This window comes from Kosakonia sp. CFBP8986 (assembly GCF_034044935.1).
In the GTDB taxonomy this organism is placed as follows: Bacteria; Pseudomonadota; Gammaproteobacteria; order Enterobacterales; family Enterobacteriaceae; genus Kosakonia; species Kosakonia cowanii.
The window spans coordinates 269,974-288,434 of the sequence record NZ_JAXCXB010000006.1 but is presented as its reverse complement, the minus strand read 5'-3'; the positions used below and the strand labels follow the sequence as shown (position 1 = coordinate 288,434).

Below are 18,461 nucleotides of genomic sequence, written 5' to 3'. Positions count from 1 at the left end.
CGAATTTACTGGCAGTGAGCGAGAATTGCAACTGCCATCGCAGCGCATTAGGTTTTTTGTTGCTTTGCATCAACCACCGGTATCCGCCACAGGAAAATCAGCAGACACGCGAGGATGATCAGCAGCAAAACGCGCACCCACATCATCTTCACAAAATAGAGCGAAACCGCGAAGGTCAGAAGCGTAATAACTATCGCACGCGGCTTTGCGCCGGGCGGCATGGCGCGATACTGCTGCCAGTGCCGCAGATAGCCGCCAAACCAGGAGCGGTAGAGCAGCCAGTGATGAAAACGCGGCGACGAGCGGGCAAAACACCAGGCGGCCAGCAGAATAAAAGGTGTGGTCGGTAAAACGGGCAGAACGACACCCAACGTGCCAAGCACTACCGCCAGCCAGCCAATGATGATTAAAATAGTGCGTTGCATAGTGCTAATCGTTGCCGGAATAAGCGGCTAATGTACCATAATCGCCGTGAAAAAGAGGGAATGAGAGATGAAAAGCGACGCGCTTTTAGAGAGGCTGGAGCAGCAACTCGCCCGGTTACGCCAGCAGGCCGCGCCGCTGGCGGATCACTTCACCGTCAGCGCCCGTTTTGATCGCCATCTTTTTCAGACAAAAGATACGCGCATGCGTGCTTATCTTAATGAGACCGATAAAAACCTGGCGGCGCTGCGCGAGACCGTGGCGCGCAACCATCTGCCGCAGGCGCTCTGGCTTGCGGAGCATTTAACCGCGCAAATCGCCGCGCTGACGCGGGAGAGCGCCGTCTGGCCGCTGCGCCAGTGGGATCACGCCTCGCCCGGCATTACGCGCTGGCAGCGGCGGCGCTTGCAGCATCAGGAGTATGAGCGCCGCCTGCAGGCGATGAAAAATGAGCGTAACGTATGTTTAGCGTCGGTCACCACTCTCGCCGAGCAGCAGAAACTGCATAAAGAGGTGGAAGCATTGGATGTCCGGCTCGGCCGCTGTCGCAAAGCGCTGGAGAACATTGAGCGCGTGCTGGCGCGTTTAACCCGTTAACCAAGGAGAGAAGATGTCGCTGGAAAATGCCCCGGATGAGGTCAAGCTGGCGGTCGATCTGATCATGCTGCTTGAACAGCATGAGATCGCACCCGATCTGGTGTTAAAAGCGCTGGAGATTGTCAAACGGGATTTTGAACAGAAGCAGTTACAGCCGGCAGCCCCCCTTCCCTGAGGAAGAGGGGCTAACCATTACGGAGCTTCAGGAGTCGGATCGTCGCCCTTTATCTCGCGCTTCACTTCCGTTAACGCATCACCCTTCTCATTGCGCAGGTGCACTTCGAGCTGGTTAAAGGCGATATTGATGTCGTTTTCCCGGCACATGCGATCGATGGTGCGGTTAAGCTCATCCACCGTATAGCTGCGATCGCGCAGTTCACGCACATAGAGACGCAGCTCGTGATCCAGCGTGCTCGGCCCGAAGGTGGTAAAGAAGACCGCCGGTTCCGGGTCGTGCATCACTTTCGGGTGATCCATCGCCGCTTTCAGCAGCACCTTCTTCACTTTCTCCAGATCGGAGCCATAGGCCACGCCGATACGGATCACCACGCGGGTGATGGTATCGGAGAGCGACCAGTTGATCAGCCGCTCGGTCACAAAGGCCTTGTTCGGGATAATCACCTCTTTGCGATCGAAGTCGGTGATGGTCGTCGCACGAATACGGATCTTGCTTACCGTACCGGAGAAGGTACCGATGGTGACGGTATCGCCGATACGCACCGGGCGCTCAAACAGGATAATCAGACCGGAGACAAAGTTACCGAAGATCTCCTGCAACCCGAAGCCGAGACCGACCGACAACGCCGCCGCCAGCCACTGCAACTTATCCCACGAGACGCCAAGGGATCCGAAGACCGTTAGCGCTCCAACCGCGATAATGACGTAGTTCAGAATAGTGGTGACGGCGTAGGAGGAGCCCTGGCGCATATTGAGCCGCGACAGGACTAACACTTCCAGCAGACCCGGCAAGTTGCGGATCAGCGCCCAGGCCACCACAAAGGCGATAATCGCAAACAGCAGGCTGCCGAGGGTGACGCTCTTGGTCACCGCCGCCCCCGCTTCGGTGCTGTTGTAGTGCCACAGCGTAATGCTGTCGAGGTAGGCAAACACAGTGATCAAGTCTGACCAAATCGCCCAGAAGACCACGCCAAACAGCGCCACCATCACCAGCATGGTGATGCGCAGTGTCTGCTGGTTAACCTGCTCCAGCGCAATGGTCGGCTCTTCCGGCGGCTCGGCGCCTTCCGCGCCCTCTTTCACCATATTCTGACGACGTGCCAGCGCACGGCGATAGGCAATACGCCGCGCCGCCACGCTCAAACCGCGCAGCACCGTCTGGTAGAGCAGGTTCCAGATAATCACCAGATAGACGGTTTCAATCCAGCGTCCGGCAAGGCGCAGCGTGGTATAGAAGTAGCCGGTAGCGGTCAGCACCATTAAGGCAATCGGCACGATCGCCAGCACCGTGACGGTGACCAGGCGCAGCGCATGCGACTCTTTATCGTGCCAGCTTTCGCGGAACATCGGCCACACCAGCGCGGTGATCACCAGCAGGTTCAGCAGAATGACAAACTGCCCGAGCACGTCATCCATCAGATGCAGCGGCGACAGCTCCGCAACCACTGACCAGAAGTGGAGCGGCAGCAGCGCGAGGCTGATGCGTACAATCTGCCGCCGCCAGTGGCTGGTCAGTTGCGCCGGCATGCCAAAGTGATTAACGGCGACGCCCTCTTTTTCCAGCACTTTCCAGCACAGGCCAAAGACCAGCCAGAAGAGCGCCAGCTTCTTACTGAACGCCCACAGCAGCTCGCTGATATTAAGCTGCATGGTCAGCAGAATCAGCCCCGCCGCCAGAATAAGCAGGCAGATCGGCAAGGCGCGGATCAGATCGATGAGGATCGCTTTTGGCGTATGCAACTGGCTGTCGCTGCGTAGCTGTCCGACCTGCTCTGCCAGCTTGACCTGGTAGTTTTTCAACCAGCGCAGACGCCAGCGGATCAGCCCGGCAATCAGCAGCAGCGGCAGCCCGGCGAGAAACGCGATCGCCACCGCCGGCAATGCTTTTTCCCAGTTGACGGTGATGTGGGTGCCTTTGACCTCATCGCGCAGCGTTTGCGGGAAGGCTTTGAACCACTCCCAGTCCATCGGCTTGTTGCTGTTCACCCAGAAAATTTGCTGGGTCAGGATCTCTTGCAGGCTTTTCGACACGCTCATCAACTGCTGCTGATTGACCTGCAGGTTAATGGCCATCATTAGCTGGTTACCGAGCTGCTTGTTCAACTGATCGAGCAACTCACGGCGCATATCGACCACCTGCAGCAGCGCGTCGTGTACTTCGTCGTTGACTTCGCTCTGGTGGCCCTCTTCCAGTTTGGCGACGAAGTTCTCGTTCTGGAACAGCGCGTCACGCTTCTGGTTGATGTCGAACTGCTCCAGACGCAGATCCGCAATGCGGTTGGTCATATCCTCAAGCTCATCGGCTGAGGGCAGCGTTTGTTGTTGCTGATAGAGGATGCGCGACAGCAGCAGGCTCCCCTTCAGCACCGAAATTTGTTCTTTAATATTGCGCTCGGATTGCAGCGCACGGTCGAGCCAGTTCTTCACTTTGATATTCTGCTGCACCAGCGCGTTGCCGCTTTCGGTGGCTTCAATCAGCTTCTGGCTCAGCTGGTGGTTAATCTCCAGCTCCTGGCTTACCAGCGGGTTCGCCTGAATGCGCGCGGTATCATCCGGCGTTACCGCTTCCTGCGCCGTTTTTTCTGTCAGCGTCAGGCGTTTGCTGTTAACCGCTTCCTGCAATAACTGAAGCTGGTGTTCGAGGCGGTTACTGTTTGCGGTGACGTAATCCCGCTGCTTTTGCAGCGTATCCTGCAAGGTGGTATTGCCTTCAAGACTTTTGCGCAGCTGTTCAATCTGCGCATTGAGCAGGGTTTGCTGAGCCTGTAACAGCGTTTGCTGCGTCGGGCGCAACGCCCCTTCGCCGGCGAGCGTGCCGTTCAGACGGTTGCGGATCTGCTGCAACTGCTGCGAGGCGCTGTACATCGCATTCTGTACGCGCTCTGGCTGCGTCTGCAGCGACACCAGCTGGCTGTTGTAGTTGGAGAGATCGTTCTGCGCGGTTTGCAGATCTTCAAGCAGTTGCGAAACGCGGGACTCCAGTTGACGAAGCGAGAGCGTGGCAAGGGTTTTGCGCGTCTCCTCATCGCTGTCTTTATCATTAAGCGCGTTGAGAGCATCGGTAGCCTGACGCAGCTGTTCCGGCGCCTGCGCCACTTTCTGCTTCAGCAGCGCGGTCTCCTGCTTGACGCGGTCGATTTTATCCAGCGTATCAAGAGTCTCATTGAGATCCTGAATAACCAGCTTCTCCTGCGCGGAGTGATCTTTTTGTTTATTGAGTGCGTCGAGCTGATTCTGCACTTCGCTGCGCGAAGGCAAATCACTTCCGCTCTGTGCGGACGCCGCCAGGCTTGAGAAGCTGATAAAAATAAGAAACAGTGCGGCGGCAAATGCTGCGAACGGGTTAGGTGTGCGATTGGTGTGCAACATAATTTGAGCGATCGTTGTCTGTTCGGGAAAGCGGCCGGAGTGGCCACGCGCGAAGAATATCACGCGTGCAGACAACTACCTAGAAGAGTGAGCGGCCTCCAGGAGAAATCCTGGCGGCCTGCTTATGCCTTGAGAGCCGGCGTGTCGTCGCGCAGCGTCGGGCAGAACTGGCACATCTCCAGCAGGATGGCGACGTAAGCGCGCGCCTCTTTTTTCAGATCGAAAGATTGCGGCGCAAAGAGCCAGTTTTCCATAATTCCGGAGACATAGGCGCGCATCAGCACCGCAACACGGCGGGTTAAAAGATTGGCGGGCAATAATTTCGCCTGAATGCATTCGGTGAGCGTCGTTTCGATGCGGTCATAACTTTCCAGGCATAAATCGCGCTGCGCCTCCTGCACCACCGCCATCTCGCCGACAAACTCGCATTTATGGAAGATGATCTCCATCATCAGCCGACGCCGCTCTTCAACAACCGTGGCTTCAAGAATATAAACCAATATTTCTCTTAATACTGAGAGTGGATCGCCAGGGAATTTTGCCCGATACTCAGTTTCAAGATCTCCAATACTGGATTCCGACAGTTCCCAAATTTCACTAAACAAATCTGACTTGTTTTTGAAATGCCAGTAAATCGCGCCGCGAGTTACTCCTGCCGCCTGCGCAATTTCAGCCAGCGAAGTTGATGAAACGCCCTGCCGGGAAAACAGCCGCATGGCGACATCAAGAATGTGTTGTCGCGTCTCAAGCGCCTGTTGTTTGGTTTTTCGTGCCATATGTCGGTGAATTTACAGGAGTCAGATTTACATACATTTGTGAATGTTTGTACCATAGCACGACCATAATATAAACGCAGCAATGGGTTTTTGGGCCTTTGATCCATTGATCAATTTGAAATCGGACACTCGAGGTTTACTTATGAACATAAACAGAGGGCTAACGCCTCTGGCGGTCGTTCTGATGCTTTCGGGCAGCTTAGCGCTTACAGGATGTGACGATAAACCTGCACAGCAGCAGCAGGGAGCCGGCCAGGCGCCGGAAGTCGGCGTGGTAACAGTGAAAGCGGCACCTCTGCAGATCACCACCGAGCTGCCGGGTCGCACCACTGCATATCGCATTGCTGAAGTCCGTCCGCAGGTTAGCGGCATTATTTTGAAGCGCAACTTTACCGAAGGCAGTGACGTCGAAGCGGGTGTCTCGCTCTATCAAATTGATCCGGCGACCTATCAGGCCGCCTACGACAGTGCGAAAGGTGATTTAGCCAAAGCGCAGGCAGCGGCGAATATCGCGCAGATGACCCTGAACCGTTATAAGAAACTGTTGGGCACCAAGTACATCAGCCAACAGGATTATGATACGGCGCAGGCAGACGCGCAGCAGGCAAACGCCTCGGTTATCGCCGCGAAAGCTGCGGTCGAGAACGCGCGCATCAACCTGGCTTACACCAAAGTCACCTCCCCAATTAGCGGCCGCACCGGTACCTCTACCGTTACCGAAGGTGCGCTGGTGCAGAGCGGGCAGACCACTGCGCTGACCACCGTGCAGCAGCTTGACCCGATCTACGTCGATGTCACCCAGTCCAGCAATGATTTCCTGCGCCTCAAGCAGGAGATGGCTAACGGCTCGCTGAAGCAGGATAACGGCAAAGCGAAAGTGGAGCTGGTGACCAACGACGGCATGAAGTATGACCAGTCCGGTACCCTTGAGTTCTCTGGCGTAACCGTCGATCAGACCACCGGTTCAATCACCCTGCGCGCCGTGTTCCCGAACCCGGACCACACGCTGCTGCCGGGCATGTTCGTGCGCGCCAAGCTGGAAGAAGGGGTTAACCCGAACGCCCTGCTGGTTCCGCAACAGGGTGTGACCCGTACGCCGCGCGGTGACGCAACGGCGATGGTGGTAGGTGAAGGCGACAAAGTTGAAATCCGCAATATCACCGCGACCCAGGCCATTGGCGACAAGTGGCTGGTTACCGATGGCCTGAAAAGCGGCGATCGCGTGATCATCGAAGGGTTACAAAAAGTCAAACCTGGCGTGCAGGTCAAGGCCCAGGAAGTGACATCTGACAAGAAAGAGCAAGCCCAGGCCAACGGCCAGTCAGAGCAACCGAAGTCTTAACTTAAACAGGAGCCGTTAAGACATGGCTAAGTTTTTTATCGATCGCCCCATATTTGCGTGGGTTATCGCGATTATCATCATGCTGGCGGGGGCGCTATCGATCCTCAAATTGCCGGTGGCGCAGTATCCAACGATTGCGCCACCTGCGGTTCAGATCACCGCTTCTTATCCAGGTGCTGATGCGAAAACGGTGCAGGACACCGTAACGCAGGTTATCGAACAGAACATGAACGGTATCGATAACCTCCTTTATATGTCCTCCACCAGTGACTCCTCTGGTACGGTCCAGATCACCATCACCTTTGATTCCGGTACTGATGCGGATATCGCGCAGGTTCAGGTGCAGAACAAACTGCAGCTGGCGATGCCGCTTCTGCCGCAGGAAGTGCAGCAACAGGGCGTGAGCGTTGAGAAATCTTCCAGTAGCTTCCTGATGGTGCTCGGTATGATCAGTACCGACGGCTCAATGAAGCAGGAAGATATTGCCGACTATGTGGGCGCGACCATTAAAGATCCGGTCAGCCGTACTACCGGCGTGGGTGACGTTCAGCTGTTCGGCGCGCAGTATGCGATGCGTATCTGGATGGACCCGAACAAGCTCAATAACTTCCAGCTGACGCCAGTCGACGTGATCACGGCTATTAAAGCGCAGAACGCCCAGGTCGCGGCCGGGCAGTTGGGCGGTACGCCGCCGGTGAAAGGGCAGCAGCTGAACGCCTCGATCATCGCGCAGACCCGTCTCACCTCGACCGACGAGTTTGGCAAAATTCTGCTGAAAGTGAACAGCGATGGTTCGCAGGTTCGCCTGCGCGACGTGGCGAAGATTGAACTGGGCGGCGAAAGCTACGACGTTGTCGCACGCTACAACGGTCAACCGGCGGCAGGTCTGGGTATCAAACTGGCGACCGGTGCTAACGCACTGGATACCGCAGAAGCGGTACGCGCGACCATTGCCGGTCTCGAACCTTTCTTCCCGCACGGCCTGAAAGTGGTTTACCCGTACGACACCACCCCGTTCGTTAAGATCTCCATTAACGAAGTGGTTAAAACGCTGGTTGAAGCGATCGTACTGGTCTTCCTGGTCATGTATCTGTTCCTACAGAACTTCCGCGCGACGCTGATCCCGACCATTGCGGTGCCGGTGGTGCTGCTGGGTACCTTCGCCATTCTTAACGCCTTTGGCTACTCGATAAACACCCTCACCATGTTTGGTATGGTGCTGGCGATAGGCCTGTTGGTGGATGATGCCATCGTGGTGGTGGAGAACGTCGAACGTGTGATGATGGAAGAGGGTCTGCCGCCAAAAGAGGCAACCCGGCGTTCGATGGATCAGATTCAGGGCGCGCTGGTCGGTATTGCGCTGGTGCTGTCGGCGGTATTTATTCCGATGGCCTTCTTCGGCGGCTCTACCGGCGCAATCTATCGTCAGTTCTCCATTACCATTGTTTCCGCGATGGTGCTGTCGGTGATTGTAGCGTTGATCCTGACGCCGGCACTCTGTGCCACCATGCTGAAACCGGTCGCCAAAGGCGATCACGGCGAGCATAAAAAAGGCTTCTTCGGCTGGTTTAACCGCATGTTCGATAAGAGCACGCATCACTACACCGACAGCGTGGGCAATATCCTGCGCAGCACCGGTCGTTATCTGCTGCTCTATATTGTTATCGTTGCGGGCATGGCGGTGCTGTTTGTCCGTCTGCCGAGTTCGTTCCTGCCTGATGAAGACCAGGGCGTGTTTCTGACCATGGCCCAGTTGCCTGCCGGCGCGACGCAAGAGCGTACGCAGAAGGTGCTGGACGAAGTGACGAAATACTACCTGGAGAATGAGAAAGCCAACGTTAACTCGGTCTTTACCGTTAACGGCTTCGGCTTCTCGGGCCGCGGGCAGAACACCGGTCTGGCGTTCGTCTCCCTGAAAAACTGGGATGAGCGTGCGGGTGAGGAGAACAAAGTGCCGGCGATTGCAGGTCGTGCCAGCGCGCACTTCTCGCAGATTAAAGATGCGATGGTCTTCGCCTTTAACCTGCCGGCAATTGTTGAACTGGGTACCGCGACCGGCTTCGACTTCCAGCTGATTGACCAGGCTAACCTCGGTCACGATAAGTTAACGCAGGCGCGTAACCAGCTGTTTGGCGAGATTGCGCAGCATCCGGATCTGCTGGTGGGTGTGCGTCCGAACGGTCTGGAAGATACGCCGCAGTTCAAGATCGATATCGATCAGGAGAAAGCGCAGGCGCTGGGCGTGTCGATTAGCGACATCAACACCACGCTGGGCGCAGCCTGGGGCGGCAGCTACGTGAACGACTTTATCGACCGCGGTCGTGTGAAGAAGGTTTACGTTATGTCGCAGGCGCAATACCGCATGCTGCCAAACGATATTGGCAACTGGTATGTGCGCGCAACGGATGGTCAGATGGTGCCCTTCTCCGCGTTCTCCACTACTCACTGGGAGTATGGCTCACCGCGTCTGGAGCGTTACAACGGTCTGCCGTCAATGGAACTGCTGGGCCAGGCTGCACCGGGCCGCAGTACCGGTGAAGCGATGGATCTGATGGAGCAGCTGGCAAGTAAATTGCCAACCGGTATCGGGTTTGACTGGACCGGCATGTCCTATCAGGAACGCCTCTCCGGCAACCAGGCACCGGCGCTGTACGCCATTTCGCTGATCGTCGTCTTCCTCTGTCTGGCGGCGCTCTATGAGAGCTGGTCGATTCCGTTCTCGGTGATGCTGGTGGTTCCGCTTGGCGTTATCGGTGCCCTGCTCGCGGCGACGTTCCGCGGTCTTGGCAACGACGTTTACTTCCAGGTGGGCCTGCTGACAACCATTGGCTTGTCGGCGAAGAACGCGATACTTATCGTCGAATTCGCCAAAGATCTGATGGATAAAGAGGGCAAAGGGCTGATTGAAGCGACGCTTGAGGCGGTCCGTATGCGTCTGCGTCCGATTCTGATGACCTCGCTGGCGTTTATCCTTGGGGTACTGCCGCTGGTTATCAGTACCGGTGCGGGCTCCGGCGCGCAGAACGCCGTCGGTACTGGCGTAATGGGCGGGATGATCACCGCGACCGTGCTGGCCATCTTCTTTGTTCCGGTATTCTTTGTGGTGGTTCGCCGCCGCTTCAGCCGCCGCAACGACGATGTTGAACACAGCCACAAGGTTGAACAGCACTGATCCTCTCTGCTGATATAAGAAAAGGCCGCGCATAGCGGCCTTTTTCTTTTTTACATCGTTGTGCTTTCCAACTCATCGGATCATTAAATACGTTATTGTTTAACTGATTAATTTATGCGTTAGCATTAAGGCATATAATCACTGTGTATTTGCGAATGTGCTATATTTTCCAGTAATAATCTTAATTTCTCTTAATATTACTTTAAGTCAGAAAAATCCTGGCAGAAAAATATTCTTATAAGCGGAATAATCGGACTCATGCTAACTTAATGAATTGTAAGGCAGTCCGCTGACTTACTTAGCCTGATGAGACGATTCGCATCGCTACTTTTCTCTGTGCCGCGCCGCTTTTTCCGCAGGAAAAGATATTATTTGTAATTTTTCGTGATAGCTCAATGAAATCCTATTCATAGTGGCTTATAGTTATATCAACGAACATAAATCAGCATATGTCTCTGGTCAGAGCAGAAGTTCCCATCCTGAATCAGCCTTTGGTTAGTAAAAAAATTACCACTCAGAAGGGGATGCGTTATGGACGAATACTCGCCGAAAAGGCATGATATTGCGCAGCTTAAATTTCTCTGCGAATCGTTGCACCAGGAGTGCCTCGCCAATCTGGAAGAGAGCCATCATGGATGGGTTAACGATCCCACATCAGCCATCAACCTGCAGTTAAATGAGCTGATTGAGCATATTGCAACCTTCGCGCTGAATTATAAAATTAAGCACGACAAAGATAATAAACTGATTGAATTGATCGACGAATACCTTGATGACACGTTTATGTTGTTCAGCAGTTACGGTATTAATACACACGACTTACAGAAATGGCGTAAAACAGGCGGTAAGCTGTTTCGCAGTTTCGACAATGTAAGCAAGGCTAATCCAGTAAGTCACTCTTGTTAATTTTTCAACACTAAGGTGAAGACATGTCCGAAAAACCATTAACAAAAATTGATTATTTGATGCGTTTAAGGCGCTGCCAATCAATTGATACGCTCGAACGCGTTATTGAAAAAAATAAATACGAACTGACCGACGATGAGCTTACGGTGTTTTATTCAGCGGCCGATCATCGTCTGGCTGAACTGACCATGAATAAGCTTTATGACAAAATCCCCTCGTCGGTGTGGAAATTTGTTCGCTAATTCTTCTCAATGTTAAGAGATGTTATTTCTGCCACAGTCAATCGTTCAACCTCCGTACCAGGTACACTCTAAAAAATGAATGATGAAAAACAGAAAATGATCGCCGGTCTTCCCTACCGGGCGGGCGACGACACTCTGCGCGCCGATCGGCTGCGCGCGCGGCAGCTGCTGCACCGTTACAATCACTCCAGCCCCGATGAAAAAGCAGAACGTAAAGCGATTCTTGCCGATCTGCTCGGGCAGAGCGAAGGGGCTTATATCGAGCCCACTTTCCGCTGCGACTACGGTTACAATATTTTTCTTGGCGAAAGCTTTTACGCTAATTTCGATTGCGTAATGCTGGATGTCTGCCCGATTCATATTGGCGATAACTGCATGCTGGCCCCGGGCGTTCATATCTATACGGCGACGCACCCGCTTGATGCTGTCGAGCGAAACAGTGGCGTGGAATATGGTAAGCCGGTCACGATTGGTCACAATGTGTGGATTGGCGGACGCGCGGTGATTAATCCGGGCGTTACCATCGGCGATAATGCAGTGATTGCCTCCGGCGCGGTGGTGGTGAAAGATGTACCTGCCAATGTGGTCGTCGGCGGCAACCCGGCACGTATTATCAAACATCTGACCGAAGCAACCGTTTAGTAACTGTTATCTTTTTTTGTGGCAAAACTGTTACTTTTTTCACACTGGACGGCAACTTAAAATAGCGTGTCCACCTGCAAATCAGTATCAATAAAGGCCCAAGATGACAGAAATACAGCGGCTGCTCACCGAAACGATTGAAGAGATCAACCAGCGCGAGAAACGGGACAACCGACCGCGCTTCAGCATCAGTTTTATTCGCAACCATCCGGGTCTGTTTATCGGCATGTATCTCGCCTTCTTTGCGACCCTGGCGGTGATGCTGCTGTCCGACACCCTTATCGGCTCCGTCTGGCTGCTGGTGGTGCTTTTCATCGTCCTGAACGGTTTCTTCTTCTTTGATGTTTACCCGCGTTATCGCTTTGAAGATATCGACGTGCTCGACTTCCGCGTCTGCTACAACGGCGAGTGGTATAACACCCGCTTTGTGCCGCAAAGCCTGATCGACGCCATTATGCAGTCGCCGAAAGTCAGCGCTGAAGAGAAATCTCAGCTGGAAAAGATGATCACGCGTAAGGGCGATCTGTCGTTTTATGACATTTACACCCTCACCCGCCCGGCCTCTGCGCAACCCACTGCGTCTGTGGCTCAGCACTCTGCCGGTTAAGCAGGCATGCTGCCGCGCGTAGCAGCGCGGCACGCTCCTTTCCTCCCTCTTTTTCAGGAATATCTCTCCTTTGCGATTTGTGGTCTGATAAAAACCGACCGCCACCCGCCTTCTCAAGGAGAAACGATGACTCAGCTGAATCAATATCAACAACCTGTCGGCGAAGCCCTGCCCGACTGGCAGCCCCGCCCTTTTCCGCAACGTCTCACTTTTGAAGGCCGTTTCTGCCGCCTTGAACCGCTTAACGTCGATCATGCTGCCGCGCTGTTTCAGGCGCACCAGCAGGCGCCGGATAACCGAAGCTGGACCTGGCTCACCCGCGAGCCGGAACAAAACGAAGCGGAGTATCTGCACTGGGTTGAGAGCAACTGTGCGCTGCGCGATCCCATCCATTTTGCGGTGATCGATCTGCGCACCGGCAAACCGGTCGGCAGCCTGGCGCTGATGCGTATTGATACGGAGAATGGGGTGATGGAGGTAGGACACGTGCATTTTTCGCCGCTGCTCAGCCGCACGCCTGCGTCGACGGAAGCGCACTGGCTGTTAATGCGTTATGCCTTTAGCACGCTCGGCTATCGCCGCTATGAGTGGAAGTGCCACAGCCTGAATGAACCGTCGCGCCAGGCGGCACTGCGGTTAGGTTTTCAGTTTGAGGGGCGCTTTCGCCAGGCGATGGTGCGTAAAGGGCATAACCGCGATACGGACTGGTTTTCGATTATTGATGGCGAGTGGCCCGCCGTTGACCAGGCGCTGCAACGCTGGCTTGCCGCCGATAACTTTACCCCCGACGGCAAGCAGCGCGCTTCGCTGGCATCGCTTCGCGCTTAACGTCTCTTCTTCTTACCCTGCACCGCTTTAAAGCGCGGGTTCGATTTGCAAATCACATAGATACGCCCCTTGCGCCGGACAATCTGGCAGTCAGGGTGGCGTTGCTTTGCGCTGCGCAATGAATTGAGTACCTGCATGGTTTACGCCTTCTTATCGTTAAAGAACCGGCCATAGCGCTGCTGGAACCGCGCCGCGCTGCCTTCACTGGAGATCACTTTCTGCTTATCGGTGTAGTAAGGGTGCGACGCAGACGAGACCTCAATGGTGATATAGGGATATTTCACCCCTTCAAGCTCAATTTCCCGATCCGTTCGGATGGTCGAACCCACTTTGAAGTATTCGTTGGCGCTGGTGTCGTGAAACACCACGGTGCGGTAATGGGGATGGATATCAGGTCGCATAATTTACTCATCTGTTTTGTTATAACATAACAAAAGTCTATCGGAGATGTGTCGCCATTTCAAGCAGCGCGCGTTATGCGTTTTTCGCAAAAGCACATGATCCTGCGCGGTCATAAATTAGAAAAGAAGGTTATTGGTTCAATTTTCTCGCCTGAGGCAAGCTGAGTTAAACCCGCTAACAGGAGACGATCATGCGTTGTTGTTGCCGCCCAACCCCGAACCTGACACATCCCCCTTTATCGACTATTTGCGGAGAAAACAGTGAACGCAGCCACCTTACCGGTTCTCGATCTCGCCCGTTATACCAGCAGCGCTGAACGCGATGCCTTCCTCGCCGACCTGCGCCACGCCGCGCGCGACATCGGCTTTTTCTACCTGATTAACCACGGCGTCGATGACGCTTTACAGAATGCCGTGCAGCGTGAAGCGCGCCGCTTTTTCGCCCTCACCGAGGCGCAAAAAGAGCAGGTAGCGATGATCCACTCGCCCCACTTTCGCGGCTACAACCGCGCCGCATCGGAGATCACCCGCGGCCAGCCAGACTGGCGTGAACAGTTCGATATCGGCGCCGAGCGCCCGGCGCTGTTACTGAGCGACAGCGATCCGCGCTGGCGGCGGTTACAGGGGCCGAATTTATGGCCAGACGCCTTACCGACGCTGAAGCCGGCCCTGCTCAACTGGCAGCGTGCCATGACATCGATGGCGCTGCGCCTGCTGCGCGCCTTTGCCGAAGCGCTACAACTTCCCGCCGATGCGTTCGACACGCTGTATGGCAGCAAGCCTAACGAGCACATCAAACTGATCCGCTATCCCGGCCAGCACGCCACGCAGAGCGCGCAGGGCGTCGGGGCGCATAAAGATTCCGGTTTCCTCAGTTTCCTGCTGCAGGATGAGCAAAAAGGGTTACAGGTCGAGGTCGCACCCGATCGCTGGATCGACGCCGCGCCGCGGGCTGGCAGCTTCGTGGTCAATATCGGCGAACTGCTTGAGCTGGCGACCAACGGCTATCTGCGCGCCACGGTGCACCGGGTGGTTTCCCCGCCAGCGGATCGCGAGCGCCTCTCCATCGCCTTTTTCCTCGGCGCGCAGCTGGAAGCCAATGTGCCGCTCTATACCCTTCCCCCTCATCTGGCAGAGGAGGCGCGCGGGCCGGAGAGCGATCCGCTCAACCCGCTTCTGCGTGATGTGGGCTGGAACTACCTGAAAGGCCGCCTGCGATCCCACCCGGACGTGGCGGAACGCTACTACCGCGATGTGCTGCGCAGCCGCACAGAACAGCTGATCGCCTGACGCTAACTACAAGGAAAAGACCATGAAATATGTCGCATTGACGCTGGCAGGTGCCGCACTGTCTCTCTCGCTGGCGGGCTTCGCCGCCCAGGCTGCTCCCTTACGTGTCGCCGCCGATCCGGTGCCGCACGCCGAGATCCTTAACTACATTAAAACCCTCGATCCGAAACTCGATCTGCAAGTTGTCGAACTGAGCAACGGCGCGAATGCCAACGAACTGCTGGCAAATGGCGACGTCGACGCCAACTACTTCCAGCACCTGCCCTACCTGAAAGATCAGGAGAAGGTACTTGGCAAGCCGTTTGCCGTGGCGGCAACGGTGCATATTGAGCCGCTGGGCATCTACTCGCGCAAATACAAAAACTTTACCTCGCTGCCGGATAACGCCACCATTGCCGTGCCCAATAACCCCACCAACCTCAGCCGTGCGCTGTTTCTGCTGCAAAGCCAGGGGTTGATAAAACTCGACGCTAAATTTACCGATCCGGCCACCACCCAGGCGACGCCGAAAAACATCGCTGAAAATCCTAAGCACCTGAAGATCCTTGAGATCGAATCACCGCAGATCCCGCGCTCGCTGGATGATGTCGATTTGGCAGTGATCAACGGCAACTATGCGCTGGAAGCGGGGCTAACGCCGGCAAAAGATGCGCTGGGGCTGGAGAGTGCGGATCATAACCCCTACGCCAATATTCTGGTCACCACGCCACAGCTTGCCAACGATCCGCGCATCAACGCGCTGGCGAAAGATCTCACCTCACCGCAGGTGGCCGAGTTTATTCGCAAGCGTTATCACGGTTCGGTGATCCCGGTCGCGCCGCAGTCATGATTGCCATCGAAGGGCTGAGTAAAATCTATGCCGGAACAGGCCGACCGGCATTAAAGGATCTCTCGCTGCACGTACCGAAGGGGGCGATCTACGGCATCCTTGGGCGCAGCGGTGCGGGAAAAAGCACGCTGATCCGCTGCCTTAATCTGCTGGAGCGGCCCACGGCGGGCCGCATTATCGTAGACGGCTGCGACATCACCCGGCTTGATAACGCCGGGCTGCGCGCGCACCGCCTGCGTACCGGCATGATTTTCCAGCACTTCAACCTTCTTCATGCCCGCACGGTGGCGCAAAACATCGCCGTGCCGCTGGAGATTGCCGACGTGCCGAAAGCGCAGCGCCAGTCACGCATCGAAGAGTTGCTGTGGCTGGTGGGGTTGAGCGATAAAGCGCACGCTTACCCCTCGCAGCTTTCCGGCGGGCAGAAACAGCGCGTCGGCATCGCCCGCGCGCTGGCTACCCGACCGCAGGTGCTGCTGTGCGATGAAGCGACCAGCGCCCTCGATCCGCAAACCACCGCCTCGGTGCTGTCGCTGCTGGCGGATATCAACCAGAAGCTCAATCTGACGATTGTGCTGATCACCCATGAGCTGGAGGTGGTGAAAACCCTCTGCGATCACGCGGCGCTGCTGGAGGATGGCGAGCTGATTGAGGATGGAAAAATCGCCGATCTGCTGATGACACCACGGTCGAAGCTGCGCCAGTCGCTGTTACACGATCCGCAAAGCGAGCAGGCGTTTCTTGCCCGCCACGGTTTTAACGGGAGGCCATTATGCGTGGTGGCATGAGCTGGGACGAACTCTGGCCGCTGCTGGTGAACGGCACGCTGGAGACGCTCTATATGGTCGGGCTGGCGGCGCTCTTTACGGTGCTGATTGGCCTGCCGCTTGGCGTGCTGTTATTTATCTCGCGCCGCAATGGCCTGGCACCGATGCCGACGCTGAATGCCGTACTCGGCAGCATCGTCAATGTCGGCCGCTCGCTGCCCTTTATTGTGCTGCTGATTGCGCTGATCCCCTTCACCCGCCTGTTGATTGGCACCACGCTGGGCAGCACGGCGGCGATTGTGCCAATCACCATTGGTGCTTTTCCCTTCTTTGCGCGCTTAACGGAAAACGCCCTTGATGAGGTGGAGTATGGCCGTATCGAAGCGATCCTCTCGATGGGCGGCAATCTGTGGCATGTGATTGGCAAAGCGCTGCTGCCCGAAGCGCTCCCCTCGCTGCTGGCGGGTATTACGCTGACGGTGGTGATGCTGATTGGTTTCTCATCGATGGCAGGAGTTATTGGCGGCGGCGGGTTGGGCGATCTTGCCATCCGTTATGGTTATCAACGCTTTAACGACCAGGTGATGGTCGGGACGGTGGTGATTCTGGTGGTGCTGGTGCAGGGCGTGCAGATGGCAGGAGAGAGGCTGGTGCGCCGCCTGGCGCACCGCCGTTAAGCTTATTGTTTCGCCTCTTTCGCCAGCAGCAGCGTGGTGAGCGCAAAGGAGAGCACCAGCGCAATCGCCACGCCGGAGAGCGCAAAGATAAAGTAGGGGCCAATGTAGGCCGGCAGGCTGAAGATGCTCGACAAAATATAGCCGTAGAGCCGCACGCCGAAGAAGGCGATAAACGCCGAGGCCAGCGAGCTGGCAACGGTGGCGGCAATAAAGGCTTTTTTGTAGCGCGTTAAGACACCAAACAAGGCCGGTTCGGTAATGCCGAGCAGCGCTGAAATGGCTGCCGACAAGCTGACGCTCTTCTCCTGGCGATCTTTACTCAAGCGCCAGATGGCAAAGGTTGAACCGGCAATTGCCATATTGGCCATAAACATCATCGGCATCAGCATGTCATACCCGCGATCGCTGAAGTTTTGCAGCGCAATCGGCGTCATGGCGTGGTGCATGCCGGTGAGGATCGCCACCGGGCGAATCGCCCCCACCACCAGCCCGGCGAAACTTGCCGAAATACTGAACAGCCCTTCAATAAACAGCGCCAGCCCTTTGCCGAGCCAGATGCCGATGGGGCCAATCACCACCAGCGCCGCCAGCGCACCGAGGAACAGCGTCAATGTTGGCGTAAAGACGGTCTTCAGCACCTCCGGCATAATGCTGTCCACCCAGCGATGGATATAGCTGAGCGCCAGCACCGAGAAGATCACCGGGATCACGCTTGCCGAGTAGTTAAAGACGGAAACCGGGATGGCGTTAAGCAGCCAGAAGGCGCTGACTGCCCCCTCCTGATGCGCTGCCAGCGCTTTCGCCGCCTCGATAAGCGAGGGGTACATCAGACAGGCCGCGACCGCTGCCGCCAAATATTCATTGGTCTTGAATATTTTTGCCGCCGAGACCGCAAGGAAAAAGGGCAGGAAGTAGAAGACGCCGCTGGCAATCAGATCGATGACGATCACCGTATCGCTTTTCGCCGAGATGACGTTGAGGGCAATCAACCCGGCCAGCAGCCCCTTGATCATCCCCGCCCCGGCAATGGCGGGCACAATCGGCCCAAAGACGCCGGAGACCGTATCCATAAACAGCGACACCAGACTTTTGCGCCCCTTCTCTTTCGCAGCCGGTGCTGCCGGCGCGTTGCCGAGGGCGGCGAGAAGTTGCTCGTACCAACTGTTGACCTGCGGGCCAATCACGATCTGGAACTGATCGCTTTGCAGCTGCGCGCCCAGCACGCCGGGCACTTTTTTAATCTCCGCCTGCTCCACTTTATTGTCATCCACCAGCGAGAAGCGCAGGCGCGTCATACAGTGCCAGACGTTATGAATATTATCCCGCCCGCCCACCAGGCGAATAATATTGGTGATGGCTTCTTGCGTGCCCATAAAAACTCCTGCCGGATGCGTTGTTGTTTTGATCATTGCTATC

General features: G+C 55.9%; 19 protein-coding genes. 13 read left to right on the top strand and 6 right to left on the bottom strand.

Annotated elements, in window-relative coordinates; translation table 11 throughout:
• Window positions 1-47: 47 nt before the first annotated feature.
• Window positions 48-425 carry a DUF454 family protein gene (locus tag SOM48_RS16140; RefSeq protein ID WP_042717622.1) on the bottom strand — a complete coding sequence of 126 codons (378 nt, stop codon included), beginning with the start codon at window positions 423-425 and terminating at the stop codon, window positions 48-50.
• A 67-nt stretch (window positions 426-492) separates the two neighbouring features.
• Between SOM48_RS16140 and priC the strand changes: the two genes are divergently transcribed.
• On the top strand, window positions 493-1,020 hold the full coding sequence (gene priC / locus SOM48_RS16135) for a primosomal replication protein N'' (RefSeq protein ID WP_320512313.1): 528 nt from the start codon (window positions 493-495) through the stop codon (window positions 1,018-1,020).
• Between the two features lie 13 nt (window positions 1,021-1,033).
• Entirely contained in the window at window positions 1,034-1,195 is a 162-nt protein-coding gene (gene rsmS, locus SOM48_RS16130; RefSeq protein ID WP_023478300.1) for a pleiotropic regulatory protein RsmS, read from the top strand.
• A gap of 17 nt (window positions 1,196-1,212) precedes the next feature.
• Here rsmS and mscK read toward each other — a convergent pair whose 3' ends face one another.
• A complete protein-coding gene (mscK, locus tag SOM48_RS16125) occupies window positions 1,213-4,566 on the bottom strand; it encodes a mechanosensitive channel MscK (RefSeq protein ID WP_320512312.1) in 3,354 nt (1,117 codons plus the stop codon).
• Window positions 4,567-4,688: 122 nt separating this feature from the next.
• On the bottom strand, window positions 4,689-5,342 hold the full coding sequence (acrR, locus tag SOM48_RS16120; protein ID WP_076769499.1) for a multidrug efflux transporter transcriptional repressor AcrR: 654 nt from the start codon (window positions 5,340-5,342) through the stop codon (window positions 4,689-4,691).
• A 142-nt stretch (window positions 5,343-5,484) separates the two neighbouring features.
• Between acrR and acrA the strand changes: the two genes are divergently transcribed.
• The 7 genes from acrA to SOM48_RS16085 all read left to right on the top strand — a co-directional run bounded on the left by acrA (window position 5,485) and on the right by SOM48_RS16085 (window position 13,081).
• The gene (acrA, locus tag SOM48_RS16115; RefSeq protein WP_023478291.1) at window positions 5,485-6,684 is read left to right on the top strand and encodes a multidrug efflux RND transporter periplasmic adaptor subunit AcrA; all 1,200 of its coding nucleotides are present in this window, start codon (window positions 5,485-5,487) and stop codon (window positions 6,682-6,684) included.
• 22 nt (window positions 6,685-6,706) lie between these two features.
• Window positions 6,707-9,856 carry a multidrug efflux RND transporter permease subunit AcrB gene (acrB, locus tag SOM48_RS16110; protein WP_076769497.1) on the top strand — a complete coding sequence of 1,050 codons (3,150 nt, stop codon included), beginning with the start codon at window positions 6,707-6,709 and terminating at the stop codon, window positions 9,854-9,856.
• Window positions 9,857-10,387: 531 nt separating this feature from the next.
• Entirely contained in the window at window positions 10,388-10,762 is a 375-nt protein-coding gene (tomB, locus tag SOM48_RS16105; RefSeq protein ID WP_023478264.1) for an Hha toxicity modulator TomB, read from the top strand.
• Between the two features lie 23 nt (window positions 10,763-10,785).
• Window positions 10,786-11,004, top strand: a complete 219-nt coding sequence (locus SOM48_RS16100; RefSeq protein WP_023478287.1) for an HHA domain-containing protein — start codon at window positions 10,786-10,788, stop codon at window positions 11,002-11,004.
• 75 nt (window positions 11,005-11,079) lie between these two features.
• Complete coding sequence (maa, locus tag SOM48_RS16095) at window positions 11,080-11,646, top strand: maltose O-acetyltransferase (RefSeq protein WP_076769496.1); 567 nt, start codon at window positions 11,080-11,082, stop codon at window positions 11,644-11,646.
• 103 nt (window positions 11,647-11,749) lie between these two features.
• Window positions 11,750-12,253, top strand: a complete 504-nt coding sequence (locus SOM48_RS16090; RefSeq protein ID WP_288882673.1) for a YlaC family protein — start codon at window positions 11,750-11,752, stop codon at window positions 12,251-12,253.
• A 126-nt stretch (window positions 12,254-12,379) separates the two neighbouring features.
• Window positions 12,380-13,081, top strand: a complete 702-nt coding sequence (locus SOM48_RS16085) for a GNAT family N-acetyltransferase (RefSeq protein ID WP_076769495.1) — start codon at window positions 12,380-12,382, stop codon at window positions 13,079-13,081.
• Here the strand turns inward: SOM48_RS16085 and ykgO are convergent.
• A complete protein-coding gene (gene ykgO, locus SOM48_RS16080; RefSeq protein ID WP_023478279.1) occupies window positions 13,078-13,218 on the bottom strand; it encodes a type B 50S ribosomal protein L36 in 141 nt (46 codons plus the stop codon). The two genes, SOM48_RS16085 and ykgO, sit on opposite strands and share 4 nt — an antisense overlap.
• A 3-nt stretch (window positions 13,219-13,221) precedes the next feature.
• Window positions 13,222-13,482 (bottom strand): type B 50S ribosomal protein L31, encoded by a 261-nt coding sequence (locus SOM48_RS16075; protein ID WP_320512311.1) that lies wholly within the window; start codon window positions 13,480-13,482, stop codon window positions 13,222-13,224.
• A gap of 261 nt (window positions 13,483-13,743) precedes the next feature.
• Between SOM48_RS16075 and SOM48_RS16070 the strand changes: the two genes are divergently transcribed.
• The 4 genes from SOM48_RS16070 to SOM48_RS16055 are packed head-to-tail and all read left to right on the top strand — an operon-like array spanning window position 13,744 to window position 17,045.
• Entirely contained in the window at window positions 13,744-14,772 is a 1,029-nt protein-coding gene (locus tag SOM48_RS16070; protein ID WP_320512310.1) for an isopenicillin N synthase family dioxygenase, read from the top strand.
• 22 nt (window positions 14,773-14,794) lie between these two features.
• The gene (locus SOM48_RS16065) at window positions 14,795-15,601 is read left to right on the top strand and encodes a MetQ/NlpA family ABC transporter substrate-binding protein (protein WP_128483486.1); all 807 of its coding nucleotides are present in this window, start codon (window positions 14,795-14,797) and stop codon (window positions 15,599-15,601) included.
• Window positions 15,598-16,389, top strand: coding sequence for a methionine ABC transporter ATP-binding protein (locus SOM48_RS16060; protein WP_320512309.1), 792 nt, complete (start codon window positions 15,598-15,600; stop codon window positions 16,387-16,389). Before SOM48_RS16065 ends, SOM48_RS16060 begins: the two co-directional genes overlap by 4 nt.
• On the top strand, window positions 16,386-17,045 hold the full coding sequence (locus tag SOM48_RS16055; protein ID WP_164896969.1) for a methionine ABC transporter permease: 660 nt from the start codon (window positions 16,386-16,388) through the stop codon (window positions 17,043-17,045). The genes SOM48_RS16060 and SOM48_RS16055 overlap by 4 nt, the downstream gene beginning before the upstream one ends.
• Before the next feature lie 2 nt (window positions 17,046-17,047).
• Here SOM48_RS16055 and SOM48_RS16050 read toward each other — a convergent pair whose 3' ends face one another.
• Window positions 17,048-18,418, bottom strand: a complete 1,371-nt coding sequence (locus tag SOM48_RS16050) for a PTS transporter subunit EIIC (RefSeq protein ID WP_076769492.1) — start codon at window positions 18,416-18,418, stop codon at window positions 17,048-17,050.
• Between the last annotated feature and the right edge of the window lie 43 nt (window positions 18,419-18,461).

Coding starts and splice junctions, on each gene's coding strand:
- SOM48_RS16140 (WP_042717622.1), bottom strand. CDS start 425: ATGCAACGCACTATTTTAATCATCATTGGCTGGCTGGCGGTAGTGCTT.
- priC (WP_320512313.1), top strand. CDS start 493: ATGAAAAGCGACGCGCTTTTAGAGAGGCTGGAGCAGCAACTCGCCCGG.
- rsmS (WP_023478300.1), top strand. CDS start 1,034: ATGTCGCTGGAAAATGCCCCGGATGAGGTCAAGCTGGCGGTCGATCTG.
- mscK (WP_320512312.1), bottom strand. CDS start 4,566: ATGTTGCACACCAATCGCACACCTAACCCGTTCGCAGCATTTGCCGCC.
- acrR (WP_076769499.1), bottom strand. CDS start 5,342: ATGGCACGAAAAACCAAACAACAGGCGCTTGAGACGCGACAACACATT.
- acrA (WP_023478291.1), top strand. CDS start 5,485: ATGAACATAAACAGAGGGCTAACGCCTCTGGCGGTCGTTCTGATGCTT.
- acrB (WP_076769497.1), top strand. CDS start 6,707: ATGGCTAAGTTTTTTATCGATCGCCCCATATTTGCGTGGGTTATCGCG.
- tomB (WP_023478264.1), top strand. CDS start 10,388: ATGGACGAATACTCGCCGAAAAGGCATGATATTGCGCAGCTTAAATTT.
- SOM48_RS16100 (WP_023478287.1), top strand. CDS start 10,786: ATGTCCGAAAAACCATTAACAAAAATTGATTATTTGATGCGTTTAAGG.
- maa (WP_076769496.1), top strand. CDS start 11,080: ATGAATGATGAAAAACAGAAAATGATCGCCGGTCTTCCCTACCGGGCG.
- SOM48_RS16090 (WP_288882673.1), top strand. CDS start 11,750: ATGACAGAAATACAGCGGCTGCTCACCGAAACGATTGAAGAGATCAAC.
- SOM48_RS16085 (WP_076769495.1), top strand. CDS start 12,380: ATGACTCAGCTGAATCAATATCAACAACCTGTCGGCGAAGCCCTGCCC.
- ykgO (WP_023478279.1), bottom strand. CDS start 13,218: ATGCAGGTACTCAATTCATTGCGCAGCGCAAAGCAACGCCACCCTGAC.
- SOM48_RS16075 (WP_320512311.1), bottom strand. CDS start 13,482: ATGCGACCTGATATCCATCCCCATTACCGCACCGTGGTGTTTCACGAC.
- SOM48_RS16065 (WP_128483486.1), top strand. CDS start 14,795: ATGAAATATGTCGCATTGACGCTGGCAGGTGCCGCACTGTCTCTCTCG.
- SOM48_RS16060 (WP_320512309.1), top strand. CDS start 15,598: ATGATTGCCATCGAAGGGCTGAGTAAAATCTATGCCGGAACAGGCCGA.
- SOM48_RS16055 (WP_164896969.1), top strand. CDS start 16,386: ATGAGCTGGGACGAACTCTGGCCGCTGCTGGTGAACGGCACGCTGGAG.
- SOM48_RS16050 (WP_076769492.1), bottom strand. CDS start 18,418: ATGGGCACGCAAGAAGCCATCACCAATATTATTCGCCTGGTGGGCGGG.